General features: G+C 57.7%; 24 protein-coding genes. 16 read left to right on the plus strand and 8 right to left on the minus strand.

From position 1 onward, the window contains the following. Positions 1 to 88: 88 nt before the first annotated feature. From ACR3E6_RS11775 to ACR3E6_RS11790, 4 genes are all read left to right on the plus strand, one after another. On the plus strand, positions 89 to 1972 hold the full coding sequence (locus ACR3E6_RS11775) for a glycosyltransferase family 2 protein (protein WP_480487261.1): 1884 nt from the start codon (positions 89 to 91) through the stop codon (positions 1970 to 1972). A gap of 94 nt (positions 1973 to 2066) precedes the next feature. Beyond that, the gene (locus ACR3E6_RS11780; RefSeq protein ID WP_171723465.1) at positions 2067 to 2738 is read left to right on the plus strand and encodes a class I SAM-dependent methyltransferase; all 672 of its coding nucleotides are present in this window, start codon (positions 2067 to 2069) and stop codon (positions 2736 to 2738) included. 22 nt (positions 2739 to 2760) lie between these two features. Continuing rightward, complete coding sequence (locus ACR3E6_RS11785; RefSeq protein ID WP_171723464.1) at positions 2761 to 3813, plus strand: glycosyltransferase family 2 protein; 1053 nt, start codon at positions 2761 to 2763, stop codon at positions 3811 to 3813. A 27-nt stretch (positions 3814 to 3840) separates the two neighbouring features. Continuing rightward, positions 3841 to 5736, plus strand: a complete 1896-nt coding sequence (locus ACR3E6_RS11790; protein ID WP_480487263.1) for an ATP-grasp fold amidoligase family protein — start codon at positions 3841 to 3843, stop codon at positions 5734 to 5736. Positions 5737 to 5785: 49 nt separating this feature from the next. Here the strand turns inward: ACR3E6_RS11790 and ACR3E6_RS11795 are convergent, their stop codons facing one another. Continuing rightward, positions 5786 to 6088, minus strand: coding sequence for a DUF6476 family protein (locus tag ACR3E6_RS11795; RefSeq protein WP_480487265.1), 303 nt, complete (start codon positions 6086 to 6088; stop codon positions 5786 to 5788). Here ACR3E6_RS11795 and ACR3E6_RS11800 point away from each other — a divergent pair. From ACR3E6_RS11800 to ACR3E6_RS11815, 4 genes are all read left to right on the plus strand, one after another. After that, positions 6087 to 7121: an RluA family pseudouridine synthase gene (locus ACR3E6_RS11800; RefSeq protein WP_480487267.1), complete on the plus strand. Its 1035-nt coding sequence runs from the start codon at positions 6087 to 6089 to the stop codon at positions 7119 to 7121. The two genes, ACR3E6_RS11795 and ACR3E6_RS11800, sit on opposite strands and share 2 nt — an antisense overlap. Positions 7122 to 7266: 145 nt before the next feature. Beyond that, positions 7267 to 8163 (plus strand): RNA polymerase sigma factor RpoH, encoded by an 897-nt coding sequence (gene rpoH / locus ACR3E6_RS11805; protein ID WP_171116444.1) that lies wholly within the window; start codon positions 7267 to 7269, stop codon positions 8161 to 8163. 249 nt (positions 8164 to 8412) lie between these two features. Next, positions 8413 to 9387, plus strand: a complete 975-nt coding sequence (locus tag ACR3E6_RS11810; protein ID WP_480487269.1) for a Gfo/Idh/MocA family protein — start codon at positions 8413 to 8415, stop codon at positions 9385 to 9387. A 58-nt stretch (positions 9388 to 9445) separates the two neighbouring features. After that, a complete protein-coding gene (locus ACR3E6_RS11815; protein WP_170346639.1) occupies positions 9446 to 9715 on the plus strand; it encodes a DksA/TraR family C4-type zinc finger protein in 270 nt (89 codons plus the stop codon). 405 nt (positions 9716 to 10120) lie between these two features. On the opposite strand, the gene ACR3E6_RS11820 is transcribed toward ACR3E6_RS11815, so the two are convergent. The 4 genes from ACR3E6_RS11820 to ACR3E6_RS11835 all read right to left on the minus strand — a co-directional run bounded on the left by ACR3E6_RS11820 (position 10121) and on the right by ACR3E6_RS11835 (position 13524). Further along, the gene (locus ACR3E6_RS11820) at positions 10121 to 10357 is read right to left on the minus strand and encodes a hypothetical protein (protein ID WP_171633140.1); all 237 of its coding nucleotides are present in this window, start codon (positions 10355 to 10357) and stop codon (positions 10121 to 10123) included. After that, a complete protein-coding gene (locus ACR3E6_RS11825; RefSeq protein WP_480487271.1) occupies positions 10354 to 12174 on the minus strand; it encodes a M3 family oligoendopeptidase in 1821 nt (606 codons plus the stop codon). Before ACR3E6_RS11825 ends, ACR3E6_RS11820 begins: the two co-directional genes overlap by 4 nt. 85 nt (positions 12175 to 12259) lie before the next feature. Next, positions 12260 to 13234: an alpha/beta fold hydrolase gene (locus ACR3E6_RS11830; protein WP_480487273.1), complete on the minus strand. Its 975-nt coding sequence runs from the start codon at positions 13232 to 13234 to the stop codon at positions 12260 to 12262. Further along, positions 13234 to 13524 carry an SCP2 sterol-binding domain-containing protein gene (locus tag ACR3E6_RS11835; protein WP_170344693.1) on the minus strand — a complete coding sequence of 97 codons (291 nt, stop codon included), beginning with the start codon at positions 13522 to 13524 and terminating at the stop codon, positions 13234 to 13236. Before ACR3E6_RS11835 ends, ACR3E6_RS11830 begins: the two co-directional genes overlap by 1 nt. Before the next feature lie 30 nt (positions 13525 to 13554). On the opposite strand from ACR3E6_RS11835, the gene ACR3E6_RS11840 reads away from it, so the two are divergent. The 6 genes from ACR3E6_RS11840 (at position 13555) to ACR3E6_RS11865 (ending at position 19458) form a co-directional block, all read left to right on the plus strand. Beyond that, positions 13555 to 14163 carry a tetratricopeptide repeat protein gene (locus tag ACR3E6_RS11840; RefSeq protein ID WP_480487276.1) on the plus strand — a complete coding sequence of 203 codons (609 nt, stop codon included), beginning with the start codon at positions 13555 to 13557 and terminating at the stop codon, positions 14161 to 14163. 21 nt (positions 14164 to 14184) lie between these two features. Continuing rightward, positions 14185 to 17010 carry a helicase-related protein gene (locus ACR3E6_RS11845; RefSeq protein ID WP_480487278.1) on the plus strand — a complete coding sequence of 942 codons (2826 nt, stop codon included), beginning with the start codon at positions 14185 to 14187 and terminating at the stop codon, positions 17008 to 17010. A gap of 6 nt (positions 17011 to 17016) precedes the next feature. Continuing rightward, positions 17017 to 17382: an RNA-binding S4 domain-containing protein gene (locus ACR3E6_RS11850; RefSeq protein WP_171633125.1), complete on the plus strand. Its 366-nt coding sequence runs from the start codon at positions 17017 to 17019 to the stop codon at positions 17380 to 17382. 66 nt (positions 17383 to 17448) lie between these two features. Further along, entirely contained in the window at positions 17449 to 17787 is a 339-nt protein-coding gene (gene fdxA / locus ACR3E6_RS11855) for a ferredoxin FdxA (RefSeq protein ID WP_152457680.1), read from the plus strand. A gap of 282 nt (positions 17788 to 18069) precedes the next feature. Then, the gene (locus ACR3E6_RS11860) at positions 18070 to 18579 is read left to right on the plus strand and encodes a CarD family transcriptional regulator (protein WP_171116428.1); all 510 of its coding nucleotides are present in this window, start codon (positions 18070 to 18072) and stop codon (positions 18577 to 18579) included. Between the two features lie 117 nt (positions 18580 to 18696). Beyond that, positions 18697 to 19458 carry an ion channel gene (locus ACR3E6_RS11865; RefSeq protein WP_171633123.1) on the plus strand — a complete coding sequence of 254 codons (762 nt, stop codon included), beginning with the start codon at positions 18697 to 18699 and terminating at the stop codon, positions 19456 to 19458. Here ACR3E6_RS11865 and cobS read toward each other — a convergent pair. Further along, on the minus strand, positions 19455 to 20219 hold the full coding sequence (gene cobS / locus ACR3E6_RS11870) for an adenosylcobinamide-GDP ribazoletransferase (protein ID WP_480487281.1): 765 nt from the start codon (positions 20217 to 20219) through the stop codon (positions 19455 to 19457). The two genes, ACR3E6_RS11865 and cobS, sit on opposite strands and share 4 nt — an antisense overlap. A 78-nt stretch (positions 20220 to 20297) precedes the next feature. Here cobS and cobT point away from each other — a divergent pair, with 78 nt between their 5' ends. Beyond that, positions 20298 to 21308 (plus strand): nicotinate-nucleotide--dimethylbenzimidazole phosphoribosyltransferase, encoded by a 1011-nt coding sequence (cobT, locus tag ACR3E6_RS11875; RefSeq protein WP_210092215.1) that lies wholly within the window; start codon positions 20298 to 20300, stop codon positions 21306 to 21308. A gap of 30 nt (positions 21309 to 21338) precedes the next feature. Here the strand turns inward: cobT and ACR3E6_RS11880 are convergent, their stop codons facing one another. Continuing rightward, entirely contained in the window at positions 21339 to 23219 is a 1881-nt protein-coding gene (locus tag ACR3E6_RS11880; protein WP_209833366.1) for a monovalent cation:proton antiporter-2 (CPA2) family protein, read from the minus strand. A gap of 20 nt (positions 23220 to 23239) precedes the next feature. Then, on the minus strand, positions 23240 to 23695 hold the full coding sequence (locus ACR3E6_RS11885; protein WP_171633115.1) for an Lrp/AsnC family transcriptional regulator: 456 nt from the start codon (positions 23693 to 23695) through the stop codon (positions 23240 to 23242). Positions 23696 to 23842: 147 nt separating this feature from the next. Here ACR3E6_RS11885 and hppD point away from each other — a divergent pair, with 147 nt between their 5' ends. Further along, positions 23843 to 24940: a 4-hydroxyphenylpyruvate dioxygenase gene (hppD, locus tag ACR3E6_RS11890; protein WP_480487283.1), complete on the plus strand. Its 1098-nt coding sequence runs from the start codon at positions 23843 to 23845 to the stop codon at positions 24938 to 24940. The last annotated feature ends 16 nt before the right edge of the window (positions 24941 to 24956 follow it).

Here is a 24956-nt window from a genome sequence, read left to right on the forward strand (position 1 = left end):
CGCAGGCAGGGATGCGCGCTATACATCTGCAAAGATGCGTTTTTTCCCGCTATCCTGAATTTGCGGGCCACGGGTACAGGTAGACGCGATGAGACTTGTCATATCCACGATGAAAGACGAGGGGCCGTTCATCCTGGAATGGATTGCATACTATCTTTCGATCGGCTTCACCCATTTTATCGTCAATTCGAACGATTGTTCCGATGGCACCGACACGATCCTTCAGCGGTGCCAGGAACTGGGGTTTCTGGCGCATATCGACAATCCCGGCCCGTGGGAATTTGGACCTCAGGCTTCAGCTTATGTAAACGCCATGGAACACCCCTGGTGCAAAGAAGCCGAATGGATATTGGTCTGCGACGTGGATGAATTTCTTGATATTCGCGTCGGCGACGGAACACTGGACGATTTGTTTCGTGCATTGCCGCATGCGGACGGATTTGCCGCAATCTGGCAGTTGTTCGGACACAACGGAATCGTCGAGTTCGAAGACAGGTTCGTTGTCGAGCAATTCACCCGTGCGGGCGAGCTTGGCGCCGTCAGCCCCCATAACTTGCGGGCGTTCAAATCGCTCTTTCGCAACAACGGATCGTATCGCACAATCAGCACGCATCGACCGCGCGGCCCGATACCCAACAAGGCGGATCGATTTGCCTGGGTCGACGGGGACGGTGATCCGTTGCCGCCGGCCATGCGAAGACGAGGGTGGGCGTATTCATCAACGGGCGCCGGGTTTGGGCGCAGGCTTTTTCGGATGAACCACTATGCGGTGAGGTCCGTGGAAAGCTATCTGATGAAGCGGTTGCGTGGGGATGTGAATACCTCGAGTTTTCATCCGAAGATGGAGGCAACAGGTCAGGCCTACTGGAAGCTGCATTGCTATAACGACATCGAAGAAACCTCGATCCTGTCCAAAGTTGCACGACTTCGGGAGGTTTATGAAAAGCTGCGATCCGATACTGTTCTGGGGCAATTGCATCATCAGGCAGTTGCATTTCACAAGGAACGCATCGCAAGCCTCAGAAAAACCGAGGTGGCGCAGGATTTTATCGCTAAGTTCAGCCGCTTTCGCAGCGGGCGCTATGTCAAGGCGCTGGAACTCGGCGTGATGGAAGATGGCGATCTGTCTTTCAACGCCGAAATGTACAAGGATCCGGGCATCACATTTGCCCAGGTCGCGAAATGGACGCGGCTCGGCAAGATGTCCAAGCCCGAGAACTCCAAGCCATACAATTTTCCTTGGTTCGTTCGGCTCGATGCCCTCGAAACCTCGTTTGATTACGAAGAGGCCGCCGCGCAGCATGCGCAAATTACGGATGCCAAACAGGTTTCGGTGCCGTTCGACCCCAAGGATCCTGTCTACCTGCCTTCTGCCCCTCCGGAGGTTGAAAGAACAAAAGACCAGCGGCAGAGTTTTCTTCGATCAATCAGTGGTAAGAAGAATTGGGTGCTGATCGGACATGTTGAGATTGAAATCATCGAAGAAATACTTGATCTGAACGCTGTCGAGAAATTGACGGTCATAGGACCGTGGGGGCTGTCATGGGACGGTTTCACATGTCCGGATGCAACTCAGGATCCCGAGCTACAGGCTTTGGATCGCACGTTTTATGCATTGCTGGAATACTTCCGCGCCCCCATTCTTGCCGGACAATTGCGTGTCTACCGGGCGCTGCCCCCCTTGATGCTGAAGCTGTTTGAAGACGAAAGCGTCGGCGTCGTCATCATCCGCGGGGTGCGGGCAGAGCAGGTGATGAACCAGCTGTTGCGTCGGATCGACCGGGTTCTTGCGCCCGGGGGGAGTATCGCGTTCACATCTTATCGCCGTCACGGAGGCGGGTCGTATACGGGTATGAATGCGGCGATAAACAGTTTCCTCGGGCGTAATGCTGCACGATACCGGATAACCAGCTTGCAGCCACCGTGGCTTGGCATCGACAAGTTGCCACCGCTTGGCAAAAAGGACACATAGCTTCTGGTTCTTGAGGCTGTGGCGTGGTAGCCATGGCGCAATGAACAAAACGGGTTCTGAGTAAATGGGATACCCGTCTGCGAGTGAGGTCGAGATGTCAAACGAATCCAAGGTTATCGGTGTTGCGCCCGGCAGCCAGAAGAAACCGAAGGCTGACAAAGCGACCAAGCGCAAAAACAGCAAAGACGCAATCCGCCGCACATTCCTTTCCCGTTTGCCAAAGGGGGGCCTAGCCGTAGAAATCGGTGTCTGGCAGGGTGAGTTCTCTCCGACCATTCTGAAACTGATCGAGCCCAGTCAGCTTTTTCTGATCGATCCATGGAAGCATATCGGTGAGGAATCGCACACAACCGCGTTTGTGGGTCGGACCGAAGACGAAAAGATGGAGGCCATCTTCCAGAAGGTCGTAAAGACTTTCGAGGCCGAGATCGAAGAAGGCAAGGTTGGTATTATACGCGATTTTTCGGTACCTGCGTTGAAGCTTTTTGATGATGAAAGCATCTCGTTCGCCTATGTCGACGGAGACCATTCATACGAAGGCGTGACCGCTGATCTGGCCGCTTTGTTTCCCAAGATCAAACCCGGTGGGATCATGGCATTCGACGACTACCACCGCCGCGGCTGGTGGGGCGACGGGGTGATCCGTGCGGTCAACGAGTTTCTGGGCCAGCACCCCCGAGAGTTGCGCATCCGCGCGATTGCCGGCGCGCAGATCGCCATCGAAAAGATCGTCCCGCAAGATGACAGCAAAGGTCAGAACGACTAGGCGGCGGGGATAAGTGGCAGCGATGGAAAAGCCTGAAAAAGTCCTCATCACCGCGATGAAGAACGAGGGTCCCTATATTCTGGAATGGGTGGCCCATCACAAGGTGCTGGGGTTTGACCGGATCATTGTCTACACCAATGATTGTACAGACGGCACCAACCAGATTCTGAGACGGTTGCAGGACTTGGGCCATGTGGAATTTCACAGGAACCGGGTTGGAACCGGAGGGATACACCGGTCTGCGCTGAGGCAGGCACGGCGCTTGCCGGTAGTGAAAGACGCAAAGTGGATATACGTCGGGGACGCGGATGAGTTCCTGAATATTCACGTTGGAAATAACAGGGTTGATGATCTGATCGAGGCAACGCCCGGCGTTGACGTTATTTCCATACCCTGGAAGATATTCTCGAACGGTGGTCGGCATGTTATGCGCGATACGCTGGTGACGCGGCAGTTCTTCGATTGTGAGCTGGATTTCGAACAAGGCGGGGCAGGGCGCCGGTTTGTCAAATCCCTGTTCAGGCAGGGCGATTTCTATCTTCGTTTCGGGTTGCACAACCCGCACCCCCGTCCCGAACTTCAGGCCGGCGTGTTCCGGTCCGTGCCCGGAGGGCACGCCACGGAACCTGCGCCCTTCGGCAACCATGTCTCGCCTCCGTTTGGATTTGAAGTCGCACAGATCAACCACTATGCCGTCAGATCCACGCAGGCCTATTTGGCCAAGCGCAGCCGAGGTCGGGCAAATCATTCCGCGCAGACACTTGGAACCGAATATTGGGACCGCTGGAACCGTGGCGGTGCCAAGGATGAAACAATCCTGCGGTACAAGGACGAAGTGGATGCGGTGCTGGAAGAGTTTCGCGCTGACGACAGGCTTCGACGGCTACATAGAAGAGCGTTCCGCTGGCACAAGGCCCTGATCAACGATCTGCTGAAACTGCCAGAGTATGATGAGCTGTACCAGAAACTTCTTGAAAAACCGGCCGTGGATTTTGTCGCAAAGGACCGTGGCGTAAGGGAACGCCTGTCGGCCAGCGCGCCGTCTTCGACTGACGAAAACCGGACAGAGTCCTGACAAAACAGCCCCTGGAGAAATAGACGAATGGTTGCGGATCACTCTCTTCCGACGATTGGGATGCTGTGGATGGAAGGCAGCCTGAGCTTTCTGGAGCAGATGTGCATGCTGTCATTCGTCGAATGCGGTCACAGGGTCGTTTTGTTCCACTATGGGCAAGTCGACAACGTTCCGGATGGTATCGAACTGGTGTCGGCAAATGAAATCCACGAACCCAGGCAGTTCATCGTGAACAACCAGTTCAAGACGCCGGTGCCCCAATCCGATATCTTCAGATTGCACCTGATGAAGAAAACGGATTTTCTGTGGTGCGACACGGATGTTTTGGCGCTTGCCCCGATCCCAAGGGCCGATCATGTTTTTGGGTATTTCAACCGCGATACCATCTGCAATGCTGTTATGCGGCTGCCTTTCGACAGCCCCACGTTGAACGCGTATTCCGAATACTGCCAGGACCCCTATCCGATCCGCCCCTGGGTTGAAGGGGAGGAGCGGAAGGAACTGGAACGCCTGAAACAGGCTGGTGAGTTGCCTCATGCGTCAGATCAGGAACACAGTGTTTACGGCCCCGGTGTCATGACATGGTTTCTGCGCCATTTTGACGAGTTGAAGCATGCCAGCCCCATACCGGTCTTTTATCCTTTGCCGTTCAGACGGGCAGGGCAGGCCAATGACATTCACGTCCGAGAGTTCAGGGACGCGTATATCAAAGAGGAAACGCTTGCCGTGCATCTGTGGGGACGCCGGATGCGGTGGTGGATTGCAAACGGAATCAAGCGGCATTCGTTTCTGGATCGACGTTTGCGGAACCTGGGGGTTAGACCGGGCGACGCGCCTTTGCCGCGCCACGGCCGAGGGGGCCTCAAACCGGTGGAGTTTCCCGCAAACCTGCCCACCTTGCGCGCTACGACCGAAGAAATCCACGACGCCACCGGCGGCGTTGTTTCTGTTGCTCTGCTCTCTGACCGGGAAGACTATCTCAAGGCGGCACAGGCTGATCTCGACGCAATTGCAGCTGACAATCTGTACGGTGCCAACACCCCGCCGCGCGTGGGTTTTTCGCGCGGTTGGGAACACTATGACAGTGACCCTGCTAGGCTGAATGCGCTTGGTATGGCTGTGTACAACTATGCGGATAGTCATCGATCTTTACCCGACCTGCGCGCGCCAAAGACATTTGCCGAAAAGCTGGTGGTCATGAAGCTGTTTGGCGAAGTCCCTGATGCGTTGATTTCTGACCGGTCCAAATACGTGGGCAGCGCTTCGGAATTGCTCGCCTGCCCACAGCGCATGTGGGAGGCGCACATTCCGGCATTGCCCGAAACACTCGACCTCGGGCCCGGCCAGTATTGGTTGAAAGGAACGATGAGCCATGGTCACAAGCTGGCCCTGTCGTTCCCGCTGGATGCCACGCAGCGCGATGATGCCAACCAGAAGCTGGCAGCGTGGCACAAGACAAAAACGTCCGAAGGGTTCTGGACAGGCGAATGGTGGCGCGCCAAGCAAAAGCCCCTCTATCACATCGAAGAAGACTTGACCGCCGGGGATCGACAGGCCGGCACCTGGAAATTCTGGGTGATCGCCGGACGCGTGCAGCTGGTGCAGGTTGACCGTGACCGGGGGCGTGGGCGCATCCAGATGCTCCATGATCGCGACTACAATTACCTTGCAGATGAGCTGTATTCGCCAACCAGCAGCACCGTTGAACCCCGGCCCGACCGCTTTGAAGACATGATCCGGATCGCTGAAACCCTGGGGCAAGACGTTGAATGCGCAAGCGTAGAGCTTTTCCCGGTTGGTGACAGAGTTTGCTTGGGTGACATCATGTTGGCGCCGGTGTCAGGCAAGCACAAGATGCGCTCGGATGCGCTGGATCAGCGTCTGGGTGCTGCGTGGACCGGAACTCGGCTGTTCCCCGGCTGAGGCTGGACAATCCCCGGATCTTTCATGCCGCCGGAACAGGCGGCAGGGCCTATTCGACCGCGATTTCCTGGCGCAGTTTTCCTGTTGTTTTGTCAAAGATCAGAATGCGATTGTCATCGGTTGCGACGGCATACCAGTTTGATCCGATGGTCAGGGCCTGCGCCCGGGCGCCGTCGGGCAGCGCGATCTGATCCGGCAAGGTGGGTGTGCGGTCCGATAGGCGGATGACAATCAGGGCGAATGTCACTAGAACCCCGCCAATCATCACCGTGGTCAACAGCATGACCATCCGCCGCAGCAATCGCAGTTGCGGAGTTTCCTGCGGTTCTTGAGGTTCGGAAGGGACAGTCATGGGCACCCGCCAGATTGAGTTTCAGATCGCGGCCGATCCGCCGCCTCGCCTTGATAAGGCGCTTTCCCGCGATGTGCCAGACGGGGAAAGCCTGTCGCGCACCCGACTTGCGCGTCTGATCGAAGAGGGCGCGGTACAGATCGACGGTGCCGAGATACGCGACCCCAAGGCCAAGGTGGCCGAAGGGGCGCGTGTCACGATTGTCGTGGCCGAGGCCGAAGACAGCCATATCGGCCCCGAGGACATCCCGCTCGAGATCGTCTTCGAGGATGCGGACGTAATCGTCGTCAACAAACCCGCAGGCATGGTCGTACACCCCGCGCCGGGATCACCCAGCGGGACTTTGGTGAATGCTTTGCTCCACCATTGCGGAGACGATCTGTCGGGCGTCGGCGGGGTGAAACGCCCCGGTATCGTGCATCGCATCGACAAGGAAACCAGTGGCCTTCTGGTGGTCGCAAAGTCAGACGCGGCGCATCACGGGCTGGCCGAGCAGTTCGCGGCGCATAGCGTCGAGCGGTATTACCGTGCGGTGTGTTACGGGGTGCCGGATGCCAACGATCCTCGGTTGCGCGGTGTCAAAGGGATCAGCTTTGAACCCGGCAACATCATGCGCGTTACGACGCAACTTGCGCGACACAAGACCGACCGTCAGAGACAGGCGGTTCTGTTCCATGGCGGGCGGCATGCCGTGACACGCGCGCGCGTTGTCGAGACATTTGGAGTGCCTGCGGGTCTTGCCCTGATCGAGTGCTGGCTTGAAACCGGCCGAACGCATCAGATCCGCGTTCATATGGCCCACGCAGGGCACGGGCTGGTGGGCGACCCGGTTTATGGCGGCAAGCGCAAGCTGTCCGCCAAAGCGTTCTCTGCCGCTGCCGCCGGTTTTGCAGGCGCTTTTCCCCGTCAGGCACTTCATGCCGCCGTTTTGGGATTCGAGCACCCTGTCACCGGTGAATCCCTGCGGTTCGAGGCCGGTTTACCGCAAGATATGCAAAACCTTGTTGAACGTCTGCGCGCACCGCTGTCATAATAAGCAAACTCCTGTGAAAAAGGGCTTTTTACCTTTCCTTAACGGAAGATTAATTCCAGACTGTTAGCAGCACCTCTTGAATGGGAAGGGTTCCTTACCCATATCCTATGTTAAACATCTAAACATTTGTCGGAGGGACACAATAATGGCAAACTACGCAAATCTTCCCGCACCGACGCCCGAGGGCGGCCTGAATCGCTATATGCAGGAAATCCGCAAGTTTCCTTTGCTGGAGCCGGAAGAAGAATACATGCTGGCCAAACGCTGGGTCGAAGAGCAGGACACCGAAGCCGCGCACAAGATGGTGACGTCTCACCTGCGTCTGGCGGCCAAGATCGCCATGGGCTATCGCGGCTATGGTCTACCGCAGGCCGAAGTGATTTCCGAGGCCAATGTGGGCCTGATGCAGGCTGTCAAACGGTTTGACCCTGAAAAAGGCTTCCGTCTGGCGACCTATGCCATGTGGTGGATACGTGCCTCGATCCAGGAATACATCCTGCGGTCGTGGTCATTGGTGAAGCTGGGCACGACCTCGGCGCAGAAAAAGCTGTTCTTCAATCTGCGCAAGGCCAAGGCCCGCATCGGTGCACTGGAAGAGGGCGACCTGCGCCCTGAAAACGTCAAGAAGATCGCCACTGATCTGGGTGTGACCGAAGAAGAAGTGATCAGCATGAACCGCCGGATGTCCGGTGGCGATGCGTCCCTGAACGCCACGGTCGGGTCCGAAGGCGAAGGCACCATGCAATGGCAGGACTGGCTTGAGGATGAGGATGCTGATCAGGCCGGTGACTACGAAGCACGCGATGAACTGGAAGCGCGTCGGGAATTGCTGGCGGCGGCTCTGGATGTGCTGAATGATCGGGAAAAGGATATCCTGACCCAGCGTCGTTTGATGGATCAGCCGGTCACGCTCGAAGAGTTGAGCACTCAGTATAATGTAAGTCGAGAGCGCATTCGCCAGATCGAAGTGCGCGCGTTCGAGAAGCTGCAAAAGAAAATGCGGGATCTGGCGCGGGAAAAAGGCATGTTGGGCGTCAGCTAACAGTTGCGCCCTTCTTGCCTCGCAGGAAGATTCTTCGCGTTCAAGCAATGACGGAAAACGCCTTCTGATGATCAGGGGGCGTTTTTTGCGAATGTTGGCGGAAACTGAACCAAAGGCCTAAATCAATGGCTGAAGGTCGAAAGCTGTGTTAGGAAAAGACGTGTTTTGTCTTTGATTTCGCAGCAGAACGAGCGCTGGTGACCCCTCGGGAAGCGCGTAATTTGAAACAAGCCGAGTACGGAGGGCGCAATGCAAAGACCGGTTCAATTTGGTGTATTGGGTGCCGCGAAATTTGCCCGCGAATACATGGCCCCGGCGATACATGCTGCAAATGGGGCGCGCTTGGCCGCGCTGGCAACCTCGGATGCAGCGAAAGCAGAACCGTTTCAGTCCTTTTGCCCGGATTTGCAAGTATTTGACAGCTATGATGCGTTGTTGGCAGACGCCGGAATCGACGCAATCTACATCCCGTTGCCCAACCATATGCATGCGGAATGGAGCCTTAAGGCTTTGAGCGCTGGCAAGCATGTTCTGTGCGAAAAGCCCATGACCATGAAGGCGGATGAATTCGACGCATTGATCCAAAAGCGGGACCAAAGCGGCCTGCTGGCCGCCGAGGCCTACATGATCGTCCATCACCCTCAATGGCAGCTTGCAAGGAAACTGATCGCTGATGGTGCCATCGGCAATTTGGTACATGTGACCGGGGCGTTCAGTTTCGACAATCGGGCAGATACCCAGAATATTCGAAACCGCGCTGAAACGGGCGGCGGCGGATTGCGTGACATCGGGGTCTACGTGATCGGCGGGGCGCGCTTTGCAACCGGGCAAGAGCCTGTGTCGGTGCAATCCGCGATCCGTTGGCAGGATGATATCGACATCTTCACTGAAATTCGCGCGCAGTTCCCCGGATTTACCTATTCCAGCTATGTTTCCATACGGATGCATCCCCATCAGGAGATGGTGTTTCACGGCGAAAGCGGTTTGATCCGTCTGACGACCCCGTTCAATGCACGTGTGTTCGGAGAGGCTCGGGTCGAGCTGCACCAGCCGGGGCTTGAAGTTCAGGTCACCTGCTTCCCCGGAGCAGACCATTACAAGTTGCAGGTCGAGGCCTTTTGCCGATCAATCAGGGACGGGGCGGAGTATCCCTGTCCTTTGGAATTCTCACGCGGGACGCAAGAGGTGATTGATCGTGTATTCGAAGGCGCGATTTCGCTGTAACTTGCGTTGCGGCCAACGGCTAAGCTATCCTGAGTGTCACAATTTCAGGAGATGACCGATGGCCGGAGGTTGGGCACGCGACGGCGCTGTGAGCGAACAGATCGAAGCGTCGATCTCAGATGAACTGGCGCGGATGCAGGCGCAAAAGCGGCCCCAGGGCGAAAGCTTGACCCATTGTGCCGAATGCGAGGAACCTATCCCGGAAAAGCGTCGCGTCGCGTTGCCCGGAGTAAAGCTCTGCCTGGATTGCCAGCAGGAACGGGACGGCGCGTTCAAGGCGCGCGGCGGCGTCAATCGGCGGGGGTCGAAGGACAGTCAGTTGAAGTGATCTTGGGTATGGCCGCGATGAGCCAAACGTACATGGGCTTCGATCGCGTCAGTAATCAAGACTTTAAACAGAACTGTCACATCGATGCATGATCATTGCTAACCTGCATGATCCCACCCACCCGCTTTTTAGCAGCAAAAACCAACCGTCAACGACGTGGTCTTCCTGACCTTTCTGGGCGTATTGTCGACTGCGCTGGCCTATTTGCTTTGGTACGAGGCCGCCGCACGTGTCTCGATCCTGACGGCCACCTGATTGGTCGCCACCTCAGTGGTGTTCACCTTCGTCAATCCGGCTATTTTTCTGCGGGCACCGATCATCCCAAGTGGCCGCTCTGGGGGCGACTTTGATCGTTTCGCAGTGTTTCTGGCGACCGGGAAAAACTAGGTGAAAGCCAAACTGGAGTTACCGGCGGCGCCACCAACGTCGCAGCAGGTTGACGTCCATGGCGGCCACCATGATGCCCAAAGGGATCATCCAAAAGCCCAGGACAGGAAGAAAACCGAAGACGCCCGCGACGATCAACAATAGCCCCACGACAAACCGCAGCCCCCGCGGGACGTTGCGGCGGATCCGGGCCAAGACAGGGTGCAGGCGGTGCTGGATGGCCCGCCAGCGCCCCTTGTCGCCCGGGTCAGTCACCCCTCCATCGCCTCCAACTCGTCGATAAAGCCCGAGATCATCGACAGGCCCTTGTCCCAGAAGTTCGGGTCGCTGGCATCCAGCCCGAACGGGGCCAGCAATTCCGTGTGGTGCTTTGATCCACCTGCGCGCAGCATTTCGAAATACTTGTCCTCGAAACCTTCGGCGCCGCTTTCATAGACCGAATAGAGCGCGTTCACCAACCCGTCGCCGAAGGCATAGGCGTAAACGTAGAAGGGCGAGTGAACAAAGTGCGGGATATAGGCCCAGAAGGTCTCGTACCCGTCCATGAATTCAAACGCGGGGCCAAGGCTTTCGGCCTGAACGCTCATCCACAGGGCGTTGATGTCGTCCGGGGTCAGTTCCCCCTCGCGGCGGGCGGCGTGCAGTTTGCATTCAAAGTCGTAGAAGGCGATCTGGCGGACCACCGTGTTGATCATGTCCTCGACCTTGCCGGCCAGCAGAACCTTGCGCTGTTCGGGCGTTTCGGCCTGGTCCAGCATCTTGCGGAAGGTCAGCATCTCGCCGAAGACGCTGGCGGTTTCGGCCAGCGTCAGCGGCGTCGAGGACAGCATCTCGCCCTGATCGGCAGCCAGCACCTGATGCACGCCGTGGCCCAGCTCGTGCGCCAGGGTCATCACGTCGCGCGGTTTGCCCAGGTAGTTGAGCATCACGTAAGGATGCACGTCGGTCACGGTGGGATGTGCGAAGGCGCCCGGGGCCTTGCCGGGCTTCACCGCCGCGTCGATCCAGCCTTTCGAGAAGAACGGCGCCGCGATGTCGGCCATACGGGGATCGAAGGCGGCGTAAGCCTCCATCACGGTTTTCTCGGCGTCCTCCCACGACACGGTGCGGGTGTCTTCCATCGGCAGCGGCGCGTTGCGGTCCCAGACCTGCATCACATCCAGCCCCAGCCACTTGCGCTTGAGCTCATAGTACCGATGGCTGAGTTTGGGGTAGGCGGCCACGACCGCCTCGCGCAGGGCTTCGACCACTTCGGGTTCGACATCGTTCGACAAGTGACGCCCTGTTTGCGCGGTCGGCATCTTGCGCCAGCGATCGACGATTTCTTTCTCTTTGGCCTGCGTGTTGTGGACTCGGGCAAATGTTTTGATGTTCTCCTGTAACACGCGGGCCAGTTCGCGCGCCGCAGCCTCGCGTTTGGAGCGGTCCTGTTCGGTCAGCAGGTTCAGGGTGCCTTCGATGTTCAGTTCATTACCGTCCACATTGAACGTCAGACCGGCGATGGTTTCGTCGAACAGACGCTCCCACGCGTCGCCGACAACGCCCAGATCGTGCAGGAATTTCTCAAGCTCATCAGACAGCTGATAGGGCTTCATCGCGCGGATGCGGCGGAACACGGGTTCGTATCGTTCAAGATCCGGGTTGGCAGCAAAATGCGCCCCAAGCACATCATCTTCAATCCGGTTGATCTCGAGCGTGAAAAACACCAGAGGCGTTGTGAAAACGGTGATCTTTTCCTGCATGTCCGACAGGAACTTGGCCCGCTCTGCGTCAGTGGTCAGCTGATAATAGCGCAAACCGGCAAAGGACATGATCCGGCCCGCGACCGCGTTGATCTTTTCATTGCGCTGAACGCAGGTCAAAAGGGCCGCGGCGTCCAGTTCTGCCAGCTTGCCTTCATAGTCAGCAGCGAAAGCCGCACATTCGCCCTCCAGCCAGTCCAGGTCGCGCGCCAGTTCGGGCGCCTCTTCGGATGCGTAGAGATCCGTAAGATCCCATTCGGGCAGATTGCCCAGATTGTCGGCACCGCCCATTGCGTTTGCGTCACGGACGGGAAAGGGAAGGTCGCGCATGGATCACCTTTTGTAGACTGCTTTTGCAAACATCTAGGGCTGGCGCGCCCGGATCACAAGCGGCCAGTCCCGAAGGTGAAAAGGTTTACGAGGAAACCAGCCTGGACGCCCCATTTGATTGGTTGGCCAGGAAATGCTTGGCAAGCTGGTCCAGAACCGGCCCCCGAACGTCGGGTGCTTCCATCAGTACCTCGTGTTCTCCGTCGGGGATTTCGATCAATGTGCCGTTCGGCCAATTGGCCATACGTGCCCGTATGGCCTTGCGATCGACGATTTGTTCGTGGCTGCCCAGAAAAGTCAGACAGGGTGTCTTCGGCGCGGGCTGTTCCATCAACCATTCACATTCGTCCAGCGACTCGCGCAGCCAGCGGTTTGAGGGGGCACCAAGTGCCAGTTCGGGATGCGCATTCAGCTGATCTTGCATCATCCGGTACATGTCGGGGTCGCGGGTCAGCATATTCCCGTCGAAAGGTTGCGACAGGACATAGCTTTCAAGCGTTGTGGTCGGGGGGGTGCGTTCGCCAAGGCCAAGCGCCGTGCCCCAATAGGCCGTAACGCGGCTCAGAGGTTTCATCACCGGAGTGAAGAAAATTCCCCACATCGGGCCCGTGAACGCGCAAGCGGCAAAGCACCCTTTTTCGATGACGGCACGCAACCCGATGGCGCCGCCCATCGAATGCCCCACGACGTACCACGGTTTCGGCAAATCCAAAGCGTCTGCAAGGTCCAGGGTTGCCTGAACATCGTGCTGGTAATCGGTGAAATGATCGACATGGCCGATGCGTGGGTTTTCCAGAAGCCGATCCGCAAGACCCTGACCATGCCAGTCGACGGCCAGCACCGCGAAGCCACGATTCACGAATTCTTGGGCGGTATTGCCATACTTTTCGATGTATTCGGTGCGTCCGGGAAACACCATGACGGTGCCATGGGCGCGACCAACCGGACGCCAGTGACCCACGCGAATGCGTTTTTGGTCAGACGTCATCAACCAATGGGCCTGTCCACCGGCAGGTCCGCCGGCCACGTCTTCAAAAAAGGGGGCCGGCGACAACTCCATCAGGCCAGCACCGAGGCAAGCTTCATGGCAACACCCATGTCGCCATCAATGCTCAGCTTTCCGGACATGAACGCGCCGGTCGGATTCAGTTCACCGCTGAGGATCTGTTCGAACGTTTCTACGTCAGCGCTCATGGTGACATTGGCCTCTTCATCGCTGACCCGCGCACCGTTTTCGTCCAGAACGATCGAACCCAGATCGGTGATGGCAAACTTGGCCGTGTCATCAAACGCGCCGCCATCCAGTTTTTCGTTCAGCGCGGCAGCCGCCTTTTCAAGAGTCTCGCTCATGCTTTTCCTCATATTGTTAGTGCGCCGTGAATGGACATCCCCGGTCGCAACGCTACACTGACTATTGTTATGAGCATTGCAATTCACAATCTCAAAGGTACCGTTGCGGCACTTTTTGTCCTAGTCACGTTTTCCACCAGTTGTTTCGCGCAGCAGGCGGATTCACGGGACGAGGATGAGTTGCTGCAAAAACTGGCGCAGTCGACCCCGGAACAGGCAATTGCACTGGATCGGCAGTTGCAGGCGCTGTGGTCGCAATCGGGGTCTGCGTCGGCTGATCTGCTGCTGGAGCGGGGACGCGAGGCCTTGGACGAGGGCGATGTCGACGCTGCTCTGGATCACCTGACGGCGCTGACGGATCACGCGCCTGATTTTGCCGAAGGCTGGCATCTGCGCGCATCTGCCTTTTTCGGGGTCGAGCGGTTTGGTATGGCGGCCGCCGATCTGGAACATGTGCTGACGCTGAATCCAAATCACTATGAGGCGATTTACGGTCTGGGGCTGATCTTCGAAGTTGTCGGGGAACCTCGGAAAGCCTACGAAGCATATTCTCGGGCCTTGGCTATACATCCCCATCACGAAGAAGTAACCAATGCCGTGAATCGGCTGAAGCCTCAGGTTGAAGGCAAGGCGCTGTAAGGCTCGGGGCAGGGGGCGAATGTGAGCGGGTCATCCCGAATCGTGGCCGTACTTGGCCCGACCAACACCGGCAAAACCCATTACGCTATCGAGCGCATGCTGGGCTATCGGACAGGCGTGATCGGTCTGCCGCTGCGCCTGCTGGCGCGCGAGGTCTATGACAAGATCGTTGCGATCCGTGGTCCGTCGGTGGTGGCGCTGGTCACGGGCGAAGAACGGATCGTACCGCCCCGCGCCCAGTATTGGGTGTGCACGGTTGAGGCGATGCCGGAAGGCATGGGTGCTGATTTTGTTGCCATCGATGAGATTCAGCTCTGTGCCGATCCGGAACGGGGTCACGTCTTCACCGACCGTCTGCTCAGGTCTCGCGGCACGAACGAGACACTGTTCCTGGGCTCGGACACAATGCGTGGCCCGATTTCGGCGCTGGTCCCCCAGGCACAGTTCGTGCGGCGAGAGCGGATGTCACAGCTGGTTTACTCGGGCTCCAGAAAGATCAGCCGGATGCCTGCGCGCAGCGCCATCGTGGGGTTCTCGGTTGAAAACGTCTATGCCATCGCCGAATTGTTGCGCCGCCAGAAAGGTGGAGCTGCGGTGGTTATGGGGGCGCTCAGCCCGCGGACCCGGAATGCACAGGTGGACCTGTACCAAAACGGTGAGGTTGATTACCTGGTTGCCACGGACGCTATCGGGATGGGGTTGAACCTGGATGTGAACCACGTTGCGTTTTCATCCCTGTCCAAATTCGACGGGCGCAGGATGCGTCCGCTTGCGCCGAACGAGCTGGCGCAGATCGCGGGCCGGGCAGGTCGCGGGATGTCGGATGGCACATTCGGCGTAACCGGAGAGGCCCCGCCGCTGGACGAGGGCGTGGCGCAGGCGATCATGGACAGCCGGTTTACGCCGATGAAAAAGCTGAACTGGCGAAATGCCGCCCTTCGGTTCGGCTCGATTGATGCGCTGATCGACTCGCTTGAGGTCGGCCCGGATGATGAACACCTGATCAAGGCCCGCCCTGCTGATGACCTGAACGCGTTGAAATCGCTGTCGCAAGTGACCGAAGTTGTCGCCCGTGCAAGCGACGGCCCGTCCATCCGGTTGCTGTGGGATGTGTGCAGAATCCCTGATTTTCGCGGTATCAGCCATGCGGAACATGCCAGCTTGCTGGAGGTGATCTATGGCCATCTGCATGAACGGGGATCCATTCCCGACGAGTTCATGGCACGGCAGATCAGACGGATCGATCAGACCCACGGCGGTATCGACGCTTTATCTAAAAGATTGGCATATATTCGCACGTGGACATATGTTGCGCAGCGGAAAGGGTGGGTTCGTGACGAATCACATTGGCGTAACGAAACCCGCACTGTAGAAGACAGACTGTCCGACGCTCTGCATGAGCGTCTCACGCAAAGATTTGTGGATCGGCGCACATCCGTTTTGTTGCGCCGGCTCAAACAGAAGGAGGCCCTTTTGGCCGAAGTAAATGACAAGGGTGAAGTGACCGTCGAAGGCGAATTCGTCGGTCGTCTGGAAGGGTTCCGGTTCATCCCGGACAAAAGCGCGCAGGGAACCGAGGCAAAAGCTCTGAAATCGGCGTCTCTGCAAGCACTCGCGCCGCAATTCCATCTGCGCGCCGATCGCTTCTACAACGCGCCCGATACTGAAATTGATTTCACTGATCAGGGTGGCCTGATGTGGGGTGAATACGCCGTTGGCAAGCTGGTTGCCGGGGCGGAACCTCTCAAACCTATGGTCGAAGTGTTCGTTGACGAAGCGGCGGGGCCGGATGTCGAGCAGAAAGTGCAGCGCCGTTTGCAGCACTTCATTGACCGCAAGGTGGCCGCTCTGTTCGAGCCGCTGCTGAACCTGTCCCGCGATGAGGAACTCAGCGGCCTTGCCAAAGGCTTTGCTTTCCGCATGGTCGAAGCGCTGGGTATCCTGCCCCGCGCACAGGTCGCACAAGAGGTCAAGGATCTTGATCAGGACGCCCGCGGCGCCTTGCGCAAGCATGGTATCCGGTTCGGCCAGTTCACCATTTTCATGCCGCTGCTGCTGAAACCGGCCCCGACGCGTCTGCGTCTCGTGCTTTGGGCGCTGTCCAGCGGGTTGCAGGAATTCCCCGAAGCGCCGCCTCCGGGCCTGGTGACCGTGCCGGTCGCCAAGGATGCGCCGCAGGGCTATGACACCATGTGTGGCTACCGCGATGCAGGCGAGCGTTCGATCCGTATCGACATGCTGGAACGTTTGGCGGACATGCTGCGCGCAGAAGACAGCCGCGGCGGTTTCGAAGCCAAACCCGATATGCTGTCGATCACCGGTATGACGCTGGATCAGTTCGCAGACCTTATGCAGGGGCTGGGATACAAGGCGGAACGCGGCGAGCGGCCGAAAGTCAAACCTGCACCGGCCGAACAGCCGGCGGCAGCTGAAGCGGACAAACCGACCGCCGAAGAAGCCCCGGCAAGTGAAGTCGCGGCAGAAGACGTCGCCGCACCCGCCGAGGCGGCAGCCGAGGCCACCGACGGCACCGAGGCGGCAGCCGAGGCTGGTGCGGACAGCCTTCCCGCAGAACCAGTGTCAGACGAACCCGAGGTTGAAGTGTTCTACACCTTCACCTGGGCCCGTCAGCGACAGCCCAACCGAGGTCCGCGCCGCGAGCAGGGGCAGGGCAAGGGCAAACCGCGCGGCAAGCCGCAGGATGGCCGTGGCAAACCGCATGGCAAGAAGGGCGGCAAGCCTCAGGGCGCCAAGACCTTCTCGTCCCGGCCGCCGAAAAAGGAAAAGGCGATTGATCCCGACAACCCGTTTGCAGCCGCGCTGATGGGTTTGAAGGACGGCAACTGATCCGAAATGGCCGAGGCCAAGCTGCGGATTGACAAATGGTTGTGGCAGGCGCGGTTCTTCAAGACCCGCAGCCTGGCCGCCAAACAGGTCAGCGGGGGCCATGTCAGGTTGAACGGAAGCCGGGTGCAAAAACCGGCGCAGGCCGTGGCCCCGGGCGACGTTCTGACCTTTCCTCAGGGCCGTATCGTCCGCGTTGTGCGCATCGAAAAAATCGGGGATCGCCGTGGTCCGGCCCCCGAAGCGCAAACGCTGTATTTCGATATGACCGAAAAACAGGACGTTCCGCCCAAAAATCCGGGGTTTGAGGGAAAAGGTCGCCCGACAAAGAAAGATCGCCGTTCTCTTGATCTTTCTCGCACCGAAGATCGCTGATCATATCTTGAAGAGTAGGCCAGACTGAATTAGCTAAACGCTCAAACCGCAAACGGGAATCCGATCATGACCTATGTTGTCACCGAAAACTGTATCGCCTGCAAATATACCGACTGTGTCGAAGTATGTCCGGTGGACTGTTTCTATGAAGGTGAGAACACGTTGGTCATCCATCCCGACGAATGCATCGACTGCGGTGTTTGCGAACCAGAATGCCCGGCCGACGCGATCCGCCCCGATACTGAACCGGGCATGGATCAATGGGTCGAATTCAATCGCAAGTACTCGGAAATGTGGCCCGTGATCGTCACCAAGAAAGATCCGCTTCCCGATGCGGAAGAACGCGACGGTGAAGAAGGCAAGATGGAGAAGTATTTCTCGGAAGCACCGGGCGAGGGTGGTTGAACGATTCGCGCTCAAACCTCTGTTTGATGCGAAAAGAACGCGGCTCAACCTGTTGAAAACAGGTTTAATATGAAAATTTACCGCCGGGTAAACTTTCGGGTGTCGTATTTTTGTGATATACTCGGTTCTTGTATGATGACCGAGATTGGGATGCGCTCCACAAGTATGCTCGCTTTGGAGATTTGAATTTGTGACAATATCGCCGCCTGTCGGGGCTGAGAAAGTCCCCGCATGTGGTGCTTTTGTTGTCTGTGTCCCGTCCGCAAGCAAGGAAAAAACTGAATGACAAAGTCGAAAAAGCTCGAGTTCCGCCCGAACGACTATGTTGTCTACCCCGCTCATGGCGTAGGCCAGATCATCTCGATCGAAGAACAGGAAGTCGCGGGATTCTCTCTGGAGCTGTTCGTCATCTCATTTGAGAAAGACAAGATGACTCTGCGCGTGCCGACCAACAAGGTTACCGAATCCGGTCTGCGGTCGCTCAGCTCGCCCGACGTGATCAGTCAGGCAATGAAAACGCTGAAGGGAAAGGCAAAGGTCAAACGCGCCATGTGGTCGCGCCGTGCTCAGGAATACGAGCAGAAAATCAACTCGGGCGATTTGATTTCGATTGCGGAAGTGGTCCGCGATCTGCATCGCACGGACGACCAGCGCGAGCAGAGCTATTCCGAACGTCAGCTGTACGAAGCTGCGCTGGAACGCCTGACCCGCGAGGTTGCGGCGGTTTCCGGCACCGGCGAAGTATCCGCCGCCAAACAGGTGGACGAAGTTCTGACCTCTCGCGCTGCCTGACAGCGAGTTCGATATGACAACAGGCCGCTCCACCATCGGGGCGGCCTTTTTCGTGGCTTGGTGAATTCCGCAAGTACCGCTAATTCTACTGTATATGCAGCAAGCTACAGGGCGGACATGAAGCAGACAGTTAGATATCTGTATATCGGACATGACCCGATTTCGGTCTGGTTTCGGTACGCTCTGATCCTGTTCGATGTTGCGACAATCATTTTCTTTGTCGCAACGGCTCACGTCCCTCATGGTCCCGGCTTGATCCTTGCAAGCCAGTTGATCGGTTTTTTAATTTTCTTGGACTTTTCAGCGCGGCTTTGGATTTCAAAGGATCGTTGGAAGCTGCTGCGCCAGATTTATACGCTGGCGGATATTGTCGTTATCGTCTCGCTGGTTCTGGATCCGTTTCTGACGGGCAACCTGGCTTTCCTGAGGATTCTGCGGGCCTTGCGCCTGATCCATTCATACCACCTGCTCAGGGACTTGCGACGCGACAGTACCTTTTTTCGCACCCATGAAGACGCGGTGATTGCAGCAATCAATCTGATGGTTTTCGTCTTTGCCACCTCTACGGCGGTATTGGTGTTCTTCATTCCGGAAGACGCCCAGACGCCTTACATAGACGCGCTGTATTTCACCATGGCCACCCTGACCACAACCGGGTTCGGCGACATCACGCTGAGCACACCTTGGGGCAAGCTGTTTTCGGTCTTCATCATGGTCGTGGGCGTCGCGTTGTTTGTCCGTTTGGCGCAGGCGATATTCATGCCGCAGAAGGTACGTCACAAATGCCCAAGCTGCGGGTTGTATCGGCATGATCCGGATGCCGTGCATTGCAAGCACTGCGGTGGAACACTGCGGATCGAAACAGGCGGCGCGTCCTAAATCTGCGCGCTGATGGCAAGCAGAAACGCGATCTCGGCCAGTTGTTGCGATGCCCCAAGTATGTCCCCGGTCTGGCCGCCGATCTTCTTGCGCGCTGTCAGCGCCAAGATGGCGGCAACCAAGGCAGCAGAGAATATGGCGGTGATCGCCGCACCCCCGCACAGGAAAACGGCGATTGTAACGGCCAGGCCCAAGGACATGCTGACCGAAATCGCGCCGGGGGTTCCCACCGAATGGCTCAGCCCCGATTTTCTGGCGTTTGGCAGGGATGCCATCAAAACCGGCATCAGGGCGCGTGAGAACACGCAGGCTGCCAGAATCGGCCAAATCGACCCGGTTGCCAAAATCGTGGCAACTGCCGAAACCCGAGCAAGCTGGGAAACAACCAAAGCGAGAACACCATAGGTTCCGATCTGGCTGTCTTTCATGATTTCAAGTCGACGTTCAGCGGTGAACCCGCCCCAGAGGCCGTCGAACGTATCGGCCAGACCGTCCTCGTGTATTGCGCCCGTCGTCATGATCAACATTGCAACCAACAGTGTCGCGGCAACAAAAGGGGGCAGATGAAAGACCATTGCCAACCATCCGACCAGACAGGCGATCGCTCCGACGGCCAGCCCGGCGATGGGGAAGGCCCATGCCGCCTGTGCCTGCCGCTTGAATACAGGTTCCGGCAATCGGGGCAGGGGCAGGCGGGTCAACAGCACCAGAGCCAGCGGAATATCCCACAGGGAAAAGGGATTGGTGTCGTTTTTCTGCACGCCCGTGCCTTTCGGGGTCTTGTTGGTTTCGATGCTTCGGTTAAACACACAGGACCACTCTGATGCAATGAGGCTTTCATGTTGCCTGAACTGAATGATTTGAACGCGTTCCGTGCTGCGCTTGCAGCGGCTCCGGGGCCGGATGCCACCGCGGCGCAGGGCGCGGCAGAGCGAAACGGACAACTGACGAAACCCCCGGGCGCGCTGGGGCGACTTGAAGATTTGGCAATCTGGTACGCAGGATGGCGCGGAGATGCCCGTCCAAAGATCGCGGCGCCACAGGTCATCGTCTTTGCCGGAAACCACGGAGTCACCGCACAGGGGGTCTCGGCTTTTCCGTCGGAAGTGACCGTGCAAATGGTGATGAACTTCGAACATGGCGGTGCGGCGATCAACCAGCTGGCCCGGGCGGCGGGCGCAACGATGGATGTTCACGCGCTGGATCTGGATAACCCGACCGCAGATTTCACCCGGGCACCGGCCATGACGGAAGCCGAATTGCTGGACGCGCTGCGCACTGGCTGGCAGGCCGTGGATCCGCAGGCTGATCTGTTGGTCGTGGGCGAGATGGGCATTGGCAACACCACCCCGGCAGCCGCGATTGCCTGCGCGCTGTTCGGTGGTGACGCGGCCGATTGGACAGGTCGCGGGACGGGCGTCGATGATGCAGGGCTGACCAACAAGACCCGTGTTGTTGCCGAAGGTGTAGCGTTGCACAGGTCAGAGGATGGCCTTGAAATTCTGCGCTGCCTCGGAGGTCGTGAGATTGCGGCGATGGCCGGGGCGATTGCCGCCGCGCGGATATTGCGCATTCCTGTGATCCTGGACGGTTTCATCTGTACCGCTGCCGCTGCCTGCCTGTGGAGGCTGTCGGACACCGCGCTGGATCACGCCGTGGCCGGCCACCAAAGCGCCGAGGCCGCACACGGTGCCGTATTGGTGAAGCTGGGCAAGGAACCGCTGCTGAGCCTTGGTCTTCGGCTGGGCGAAGGCTCGGGCGGGGCGCTGGCGATCAATATTCTCAGAAGCGCCGTGGCCTGCCATTCCGGTATGGCAACCTTTGCCGAGGCAGGAGTGTCTGACGGTTGATTCATTGCCTGACCCGGGCACAGGCTTGGGTCAGGCGGACTTCTTGGCGTGTTTTTCGGCCAGTTCCAGCAGCGCGGTTTCCAGATCCTTTTCCAGCTGCTGTGCACGCTCGATGTATTTCTTGTTTTCGGCAGTTGGCAGACCCGGGACCCACAGCTCGGCGAGATCGCGAACAGACATCCGGTCATGATGATAAAAAGTCTGTTCCGCCTGTGCGGCCTCGTACTCACTCAGCCCGATATTCTCCAGAACATAGCGGCCTGCGCGCAATGAGCTGTCGAAAAGTTCCCGCACGATGTCGTTGGCACCAGCCTGATAGAGCTCGTACACATGAGTCCGGTCGCGGGCGCGTGCGATGATGTGCAGGTCAGGGCGCTGCCGTCTGGCATACCCGACAAGCCGCGTGACTTGTTTGTGGTCATCCATGGCAGCGACAAGGACCGACGCTTTTTCCAATCCCGCAGCGCGCAGCAATTCAGGGCGTGTTGGATCGCCCAGAAACCCTTTGACCCCGAAACGGCGCATCAGCTGAATAGTTTCGATGTTGTGGTCCAGCACAACCGTCTTGAACCCGCTGGCCCGCACCAGCCGGTTTACAATCTGCCCGAACCGACCGATCCCGGCAATGATGACGGGGCCTTTTTCGTCAATTTCATCCGGCACGGGTTCTTTGGAAGTGTCGCCGATCTTTCGCGACAGAAGATCGTAGATGATAAACAGAAGCGGTGTGATCAGCATCGTCAAAGCGATGATCATCAGCAGTTTTTGGGACAGGTCGGGGGGGATGACATTCTGTTGCGTGGAAAATGCCAGCAGAACAAAGCCAAACTCACCCGCTTGCGCCAAGCCCAAGGTAAACAGCCAGTGATCGCGCCCACGCAACTTGAAGGCCTTGCCCACAAGATACAGGATGATCCCTTTTGCAAGGATCAAAAGAAGCGCCAGACCGATCAGGTCAAGGGGGTCATCAAAGAAATAGGCAACATCGATCCCGGCACCGACCGTGATGAAGAAAAGCCCAAGCAAAAGCCCTTTGAATGGCTCAAGGTCGCTTTCCATTTCATGTCTGAACTCGGAACTGGCCAGAACCACGCCCGCCAGGAAGGCGCCCAGGGCAGGGGAAAGTCCGACGAGGGTCATCAGGAAGGAAATCCCGACCACGATCATAAGCGCCAGAGCGGTATACATCTCGCGCAGGCGGGTCGCGTGAATGAAGCGAAACAGCGGACGGGTCAGGTAGACACCGGCCAGAATGACAAACACCACTGCCCCGATCGTAACCAGCGTGACGGCCCAACCCGGCAGACCTTCGACCAGAGAAAGGCTGTGATGGTCCGCGCCGTGAAGTCCTCCGGCCCCGCGGTCAATCGAACCATCCGATTTGATCTGAGGCATGGCCGGCAAGGCCAGAAGTGGAAGCAAGGCCAAGATCGGAATGACCGCTATGTCCTGCGTTAACAGCACCGAAAACGTAGCTCGACCGCCATTTGTTCGCATCAGGCCCTTTTCGGAAAGGGTCTGAAGAACGATTGCCGTGGATGACAGCGACAAAGTCAGCCCTACGGCCAGGGCGACCGACCAGGGGTGGTTGGCGTACATTGCCACGGCAGCAATCGCAGCCGTCGACAACGCAACCTGCAACCCGCCCAACCCCAGCAACTTATCGCGCATATCCCAAAGAGCGCGCGGCTCCAGTTCCAGACCGATCAGGAACAGCATCATCACCACACCGAATTCGGCAACGTGCTGAAGGTTTTCCGTTTCCGCGCCGACAAGTCCAAGAACAGGACCAATGATAATCCCAGCGGCCAGATACCCCAGAACCGACCCCAACCCCAGCCGTGCAGACAGGGGAACGGCGATGACTGCGGCTGCCAGATAGATTGAAGCCTGATATAGGAATACGTCCATAGGTGTCCTCTCGGGCCCGTTCAGGTGGGCAGGGGGGCGTCGCGTTTCAGTTGGTCCATTACGATCTGGCTCTGAACTCTTGCAACGGCAGGATGCGGCAGGATGACCGAATGTAGCAAGCTGTTGAGCGCGGAAAGATCGTCACAATAGATGTGCAGCAGGTAATCTGCCTCACCGGTCATCGTCCATGCGCTGGTAATTTCGGGGCGGGTGTCGACCATGCGGGCGAAGCTTGCAGATTGTTCAGGGCCATGAGTTCCCAGATGGACCTGAACAAAGCCTTGCACTTGCAGACCCAGTTTCAACGGGTCCAGCCGCGCGGCATACCCGGTTATGTACCCTTCGGCTTCAAGCCGCTGGCGGCGGCGTCCTGCCTGACTGGGTGACAGGTTCAGCATTTCGCCCAGTTGGTGCGCGGTCAGGTGTGCGTCCTTTTGCAGGGCGGAAAGCAATCGCTTGTCGGTCGCGTCCAGCATGTGCGGAAAAATCCTGCCTTTATTAACTTTTATGCGCGTTTTGCGCGCCTATCGGCAGTTTACACGAAAACAATGCGCAGAAACAGCGTCATAAAAGTCATATTTTTGAATCAGCAAAGAAATTCCTGTTTTCGAAGGAGACGCGCCATGGGTCCTTTCCCACACAACGCCCCGAAATCTGTTATCAGCGAAGAAAACCCTGCCGGTACCGATGGGTTTGAATTCGTCGAGTTTGCCCATCCTGAGCCGCAGGAGCTGCGTGATCTGTTCGCGAAGATGGGGTTTGACCTGGTGGCCCACCACAAGGAAAAGCCCGCCGTCGAGCTGTGGCAGCAAGGGGATGTCACCTATATCCTGAACGCGGATCCCGACAGCTTTGCCGCGAGGTTCGTGGACGAGCACGGACCTTGCGCGCCGTCCATGGGGTGGCGAGTTGTTGACGCGCAAAAGGCCTATGACCATGCCGTATCAAAAGGTGCGGAACCTTACGACGGCGCTGACAAAACCATGAATGTGCCTGCGATCAAGGGCATCGGCGGATCGTTGATCTATTTCGTCGATCAATATTACGACACATCGCCTTACAATCAGGAATTCGAGTGGATCAAAGAATCCAAACCACGGGGTGTGGGTTTCTTCTATCTCGATCACCTGACGCACAACGTCTACAAGGGCAATATGGACAAGTGGTTCAAGTTCTACGGCGACCTGTTCAACTTCCGTGAAATTCGTTTCTTTGACATTCAGGGCAAGTTCACCGGGTTGTACAGCCGGGCGTTGACGTCTCCTTGCGGTCGTATCCGCATCCCCATCAACGAAGACCGCGGTGAGACGGGGCAAATCGTATCCTACCTGAAGAAATACAAAGGTGAAGGCATTCAGCATATTGCTGTCGGCAGTGACGATATTTACGCCTCGACCGATGCAATTGCGGAAAACGGTCTAAAATTCATGCCGGGCCCGAACAAGGCATATTACGAGATGTCCAAGACCCGCGTGGCCGGCCACGAGGAGCCGCTGGACCGGATGATGAAACACGGCATCCTGATCGATGGTGAAGGCGTTGTCGACGGTGGTGAGACCCGGATTCTGCTACAGATTTTCTCGAAAACCGTCATCGGACCGATCTTCTTCGAGTTCATTCAGCGCAAGGGCGACGACGGTTTCGGCGAGGGAAATTTTCAGGCGCTATTCGAATCCATCGAACGCGAACAGATCGAAAGCGGCGAGATTTCCGCAGCCTGATTGCAACGCACTGACA

The sequence above is a fragment of the Ruegeria sp. AL3 genome (genome assembly GCF_056536065.1).

Coding starts and splice junctions, on each gene's coding strand:
- ACR3E6_RS11775 (WP_480487261.1), top strand. CDS start 89: ATGAGACTTGTCATATCCACGATGAAAGACGAGGGGCCGTTCATCCTG.
- ACR3E6_RS11780 (WP_171723465.1), top strand. CDS start 2,067: ATGTCAAACGAATCCAAGGTTATCGGTGTTGCGCCCGGCAGCCAGAAG.
- ACR3E6_RS11785 (WP_171723464.1), top strand. CDS start 2,761: ATGGAAAAGCCTGAAAAAGTCCTCATCACCGCGATGAAGAACGAGGGT.
- ACR3E6_RS11790 (WP_480487263.1), top strand. CDS start 3,841: ATGGTTGCGGATCACTCTCTTCCGACGATTGGGATGCTGTGGATGGAA.
- ACR3E6_RS11800 (WP_480487267.1), top strand. CDS start 6,087: ATGGGCACCCGCCAGATTGAGTTTCAGATCGCGGCCGATCCGCCGCCT.
- ACR3E6_RS11795 (WP_480487265.1), bottom strand. CDS start 6,088: ATGACTGTCCCTTCCGAACCTCAAGAACCGCAGGAAACTCCGCAACTG.
- rpoH (WP_171116444.1), top strand. CDS start 7,267: ATGGCAAACTACGCAAATCTTCCCGCACCGACGCCCGAGGGCGGCCTG.
- ACR3E6_RS11810 (WP_480487269.1), top strand. CDS start 8,413: ATGCAAAGACCGGTTCAATTTGGTGTATTGGGTGCCGCGAAATTTGCC.
- ACR3E6_RS11815 (WP_170346639.1), top strand. CDS start 9,446: ATGGCCGGAGGTTGGGCACGCGACGGCGCTGTGAGCGAACAGATCGAA.
- ACR3E6_RS11825 (WP_480487271.1), bottom strand. CDS start 12,174: ATGCGCGACCTTCCCTTTCCCGTCCGTGACGCAAACGCAATGGGCGGT.
- ACR3E6_RS11830 (WP_480487273.1), bottom strand. CDS start 13,234: ATGGAGTTGTCGCCGGCCCCCTTTTTTGAAGACGTGGCCGGCGGACCT.
- ACR3E6_RS11835 (WP_170344693.1), bottom strand. CDS start 13,524: ATGAGCGAGACTCTTGAAAAGGCGGCTGCCGCGCTGAACGAAAAACTG.
- ACR3E6_RS11840 (WP_480487276.1), top strand. CDS start 13,555: ATGGACATCCCCGGTCGCAACGCTACACTGACTATTGTTATGAGCATT.
- ACR3E6_RS11850 (WP_171633125.1), top strand. CDS start 17,017: ATGGCCGAGGCCAAGCTGCGGATTGACAAATGGTTGTGGCAGGCGCGG.
- fdxA (WP_152457680.1), top strand. CDS start 17,449: ATGACCTATGTTGTCACCGAAAACTGTATCGCCTGCAAATATACCGAC.
- ACR3E6_RS11860 (WP_171116428.1), top strand. CDS start 18,070: ATGACAAAGTCGAAAAAGCTCGAGTTCCGCCCGAACGACTATGTTGTC.
- ACR3E6_RS11865 (WP_171633123.1), top strand. CDS start 18,697: ATGAAGCAGACAGTTAGATATCTGTATATCGGACATGACCCGATTTCG.
- cobT (WP_210092215.1), top strand. CDS start 20,298: ATGTTGCCTGAACTGAATGATTTGAACGCGTTCCGTGCTGCGCTTGCA.
- ACR3E6_RS11880 (WP_209833366.1), bottom strand. CDS start 23,219: ATGGACGTATTCCTATATCAGGCTTCAATCTATCTGGCAGCCGCAGTC.
- ACR3E6_RS11885 (WP_171633115.1), bottom strand. CDS start 23,695: ATGCTGGACGCGACCGACAAGCGATTGCTTTCCGCCCTGCAAAAGGAC.
- hppD (WP_480487283.1), top strand. CDS start 23,843: ATGGGTCCTTTCCCACACAACGCCCCGAAATCTGTTATCAGCGAAGAA.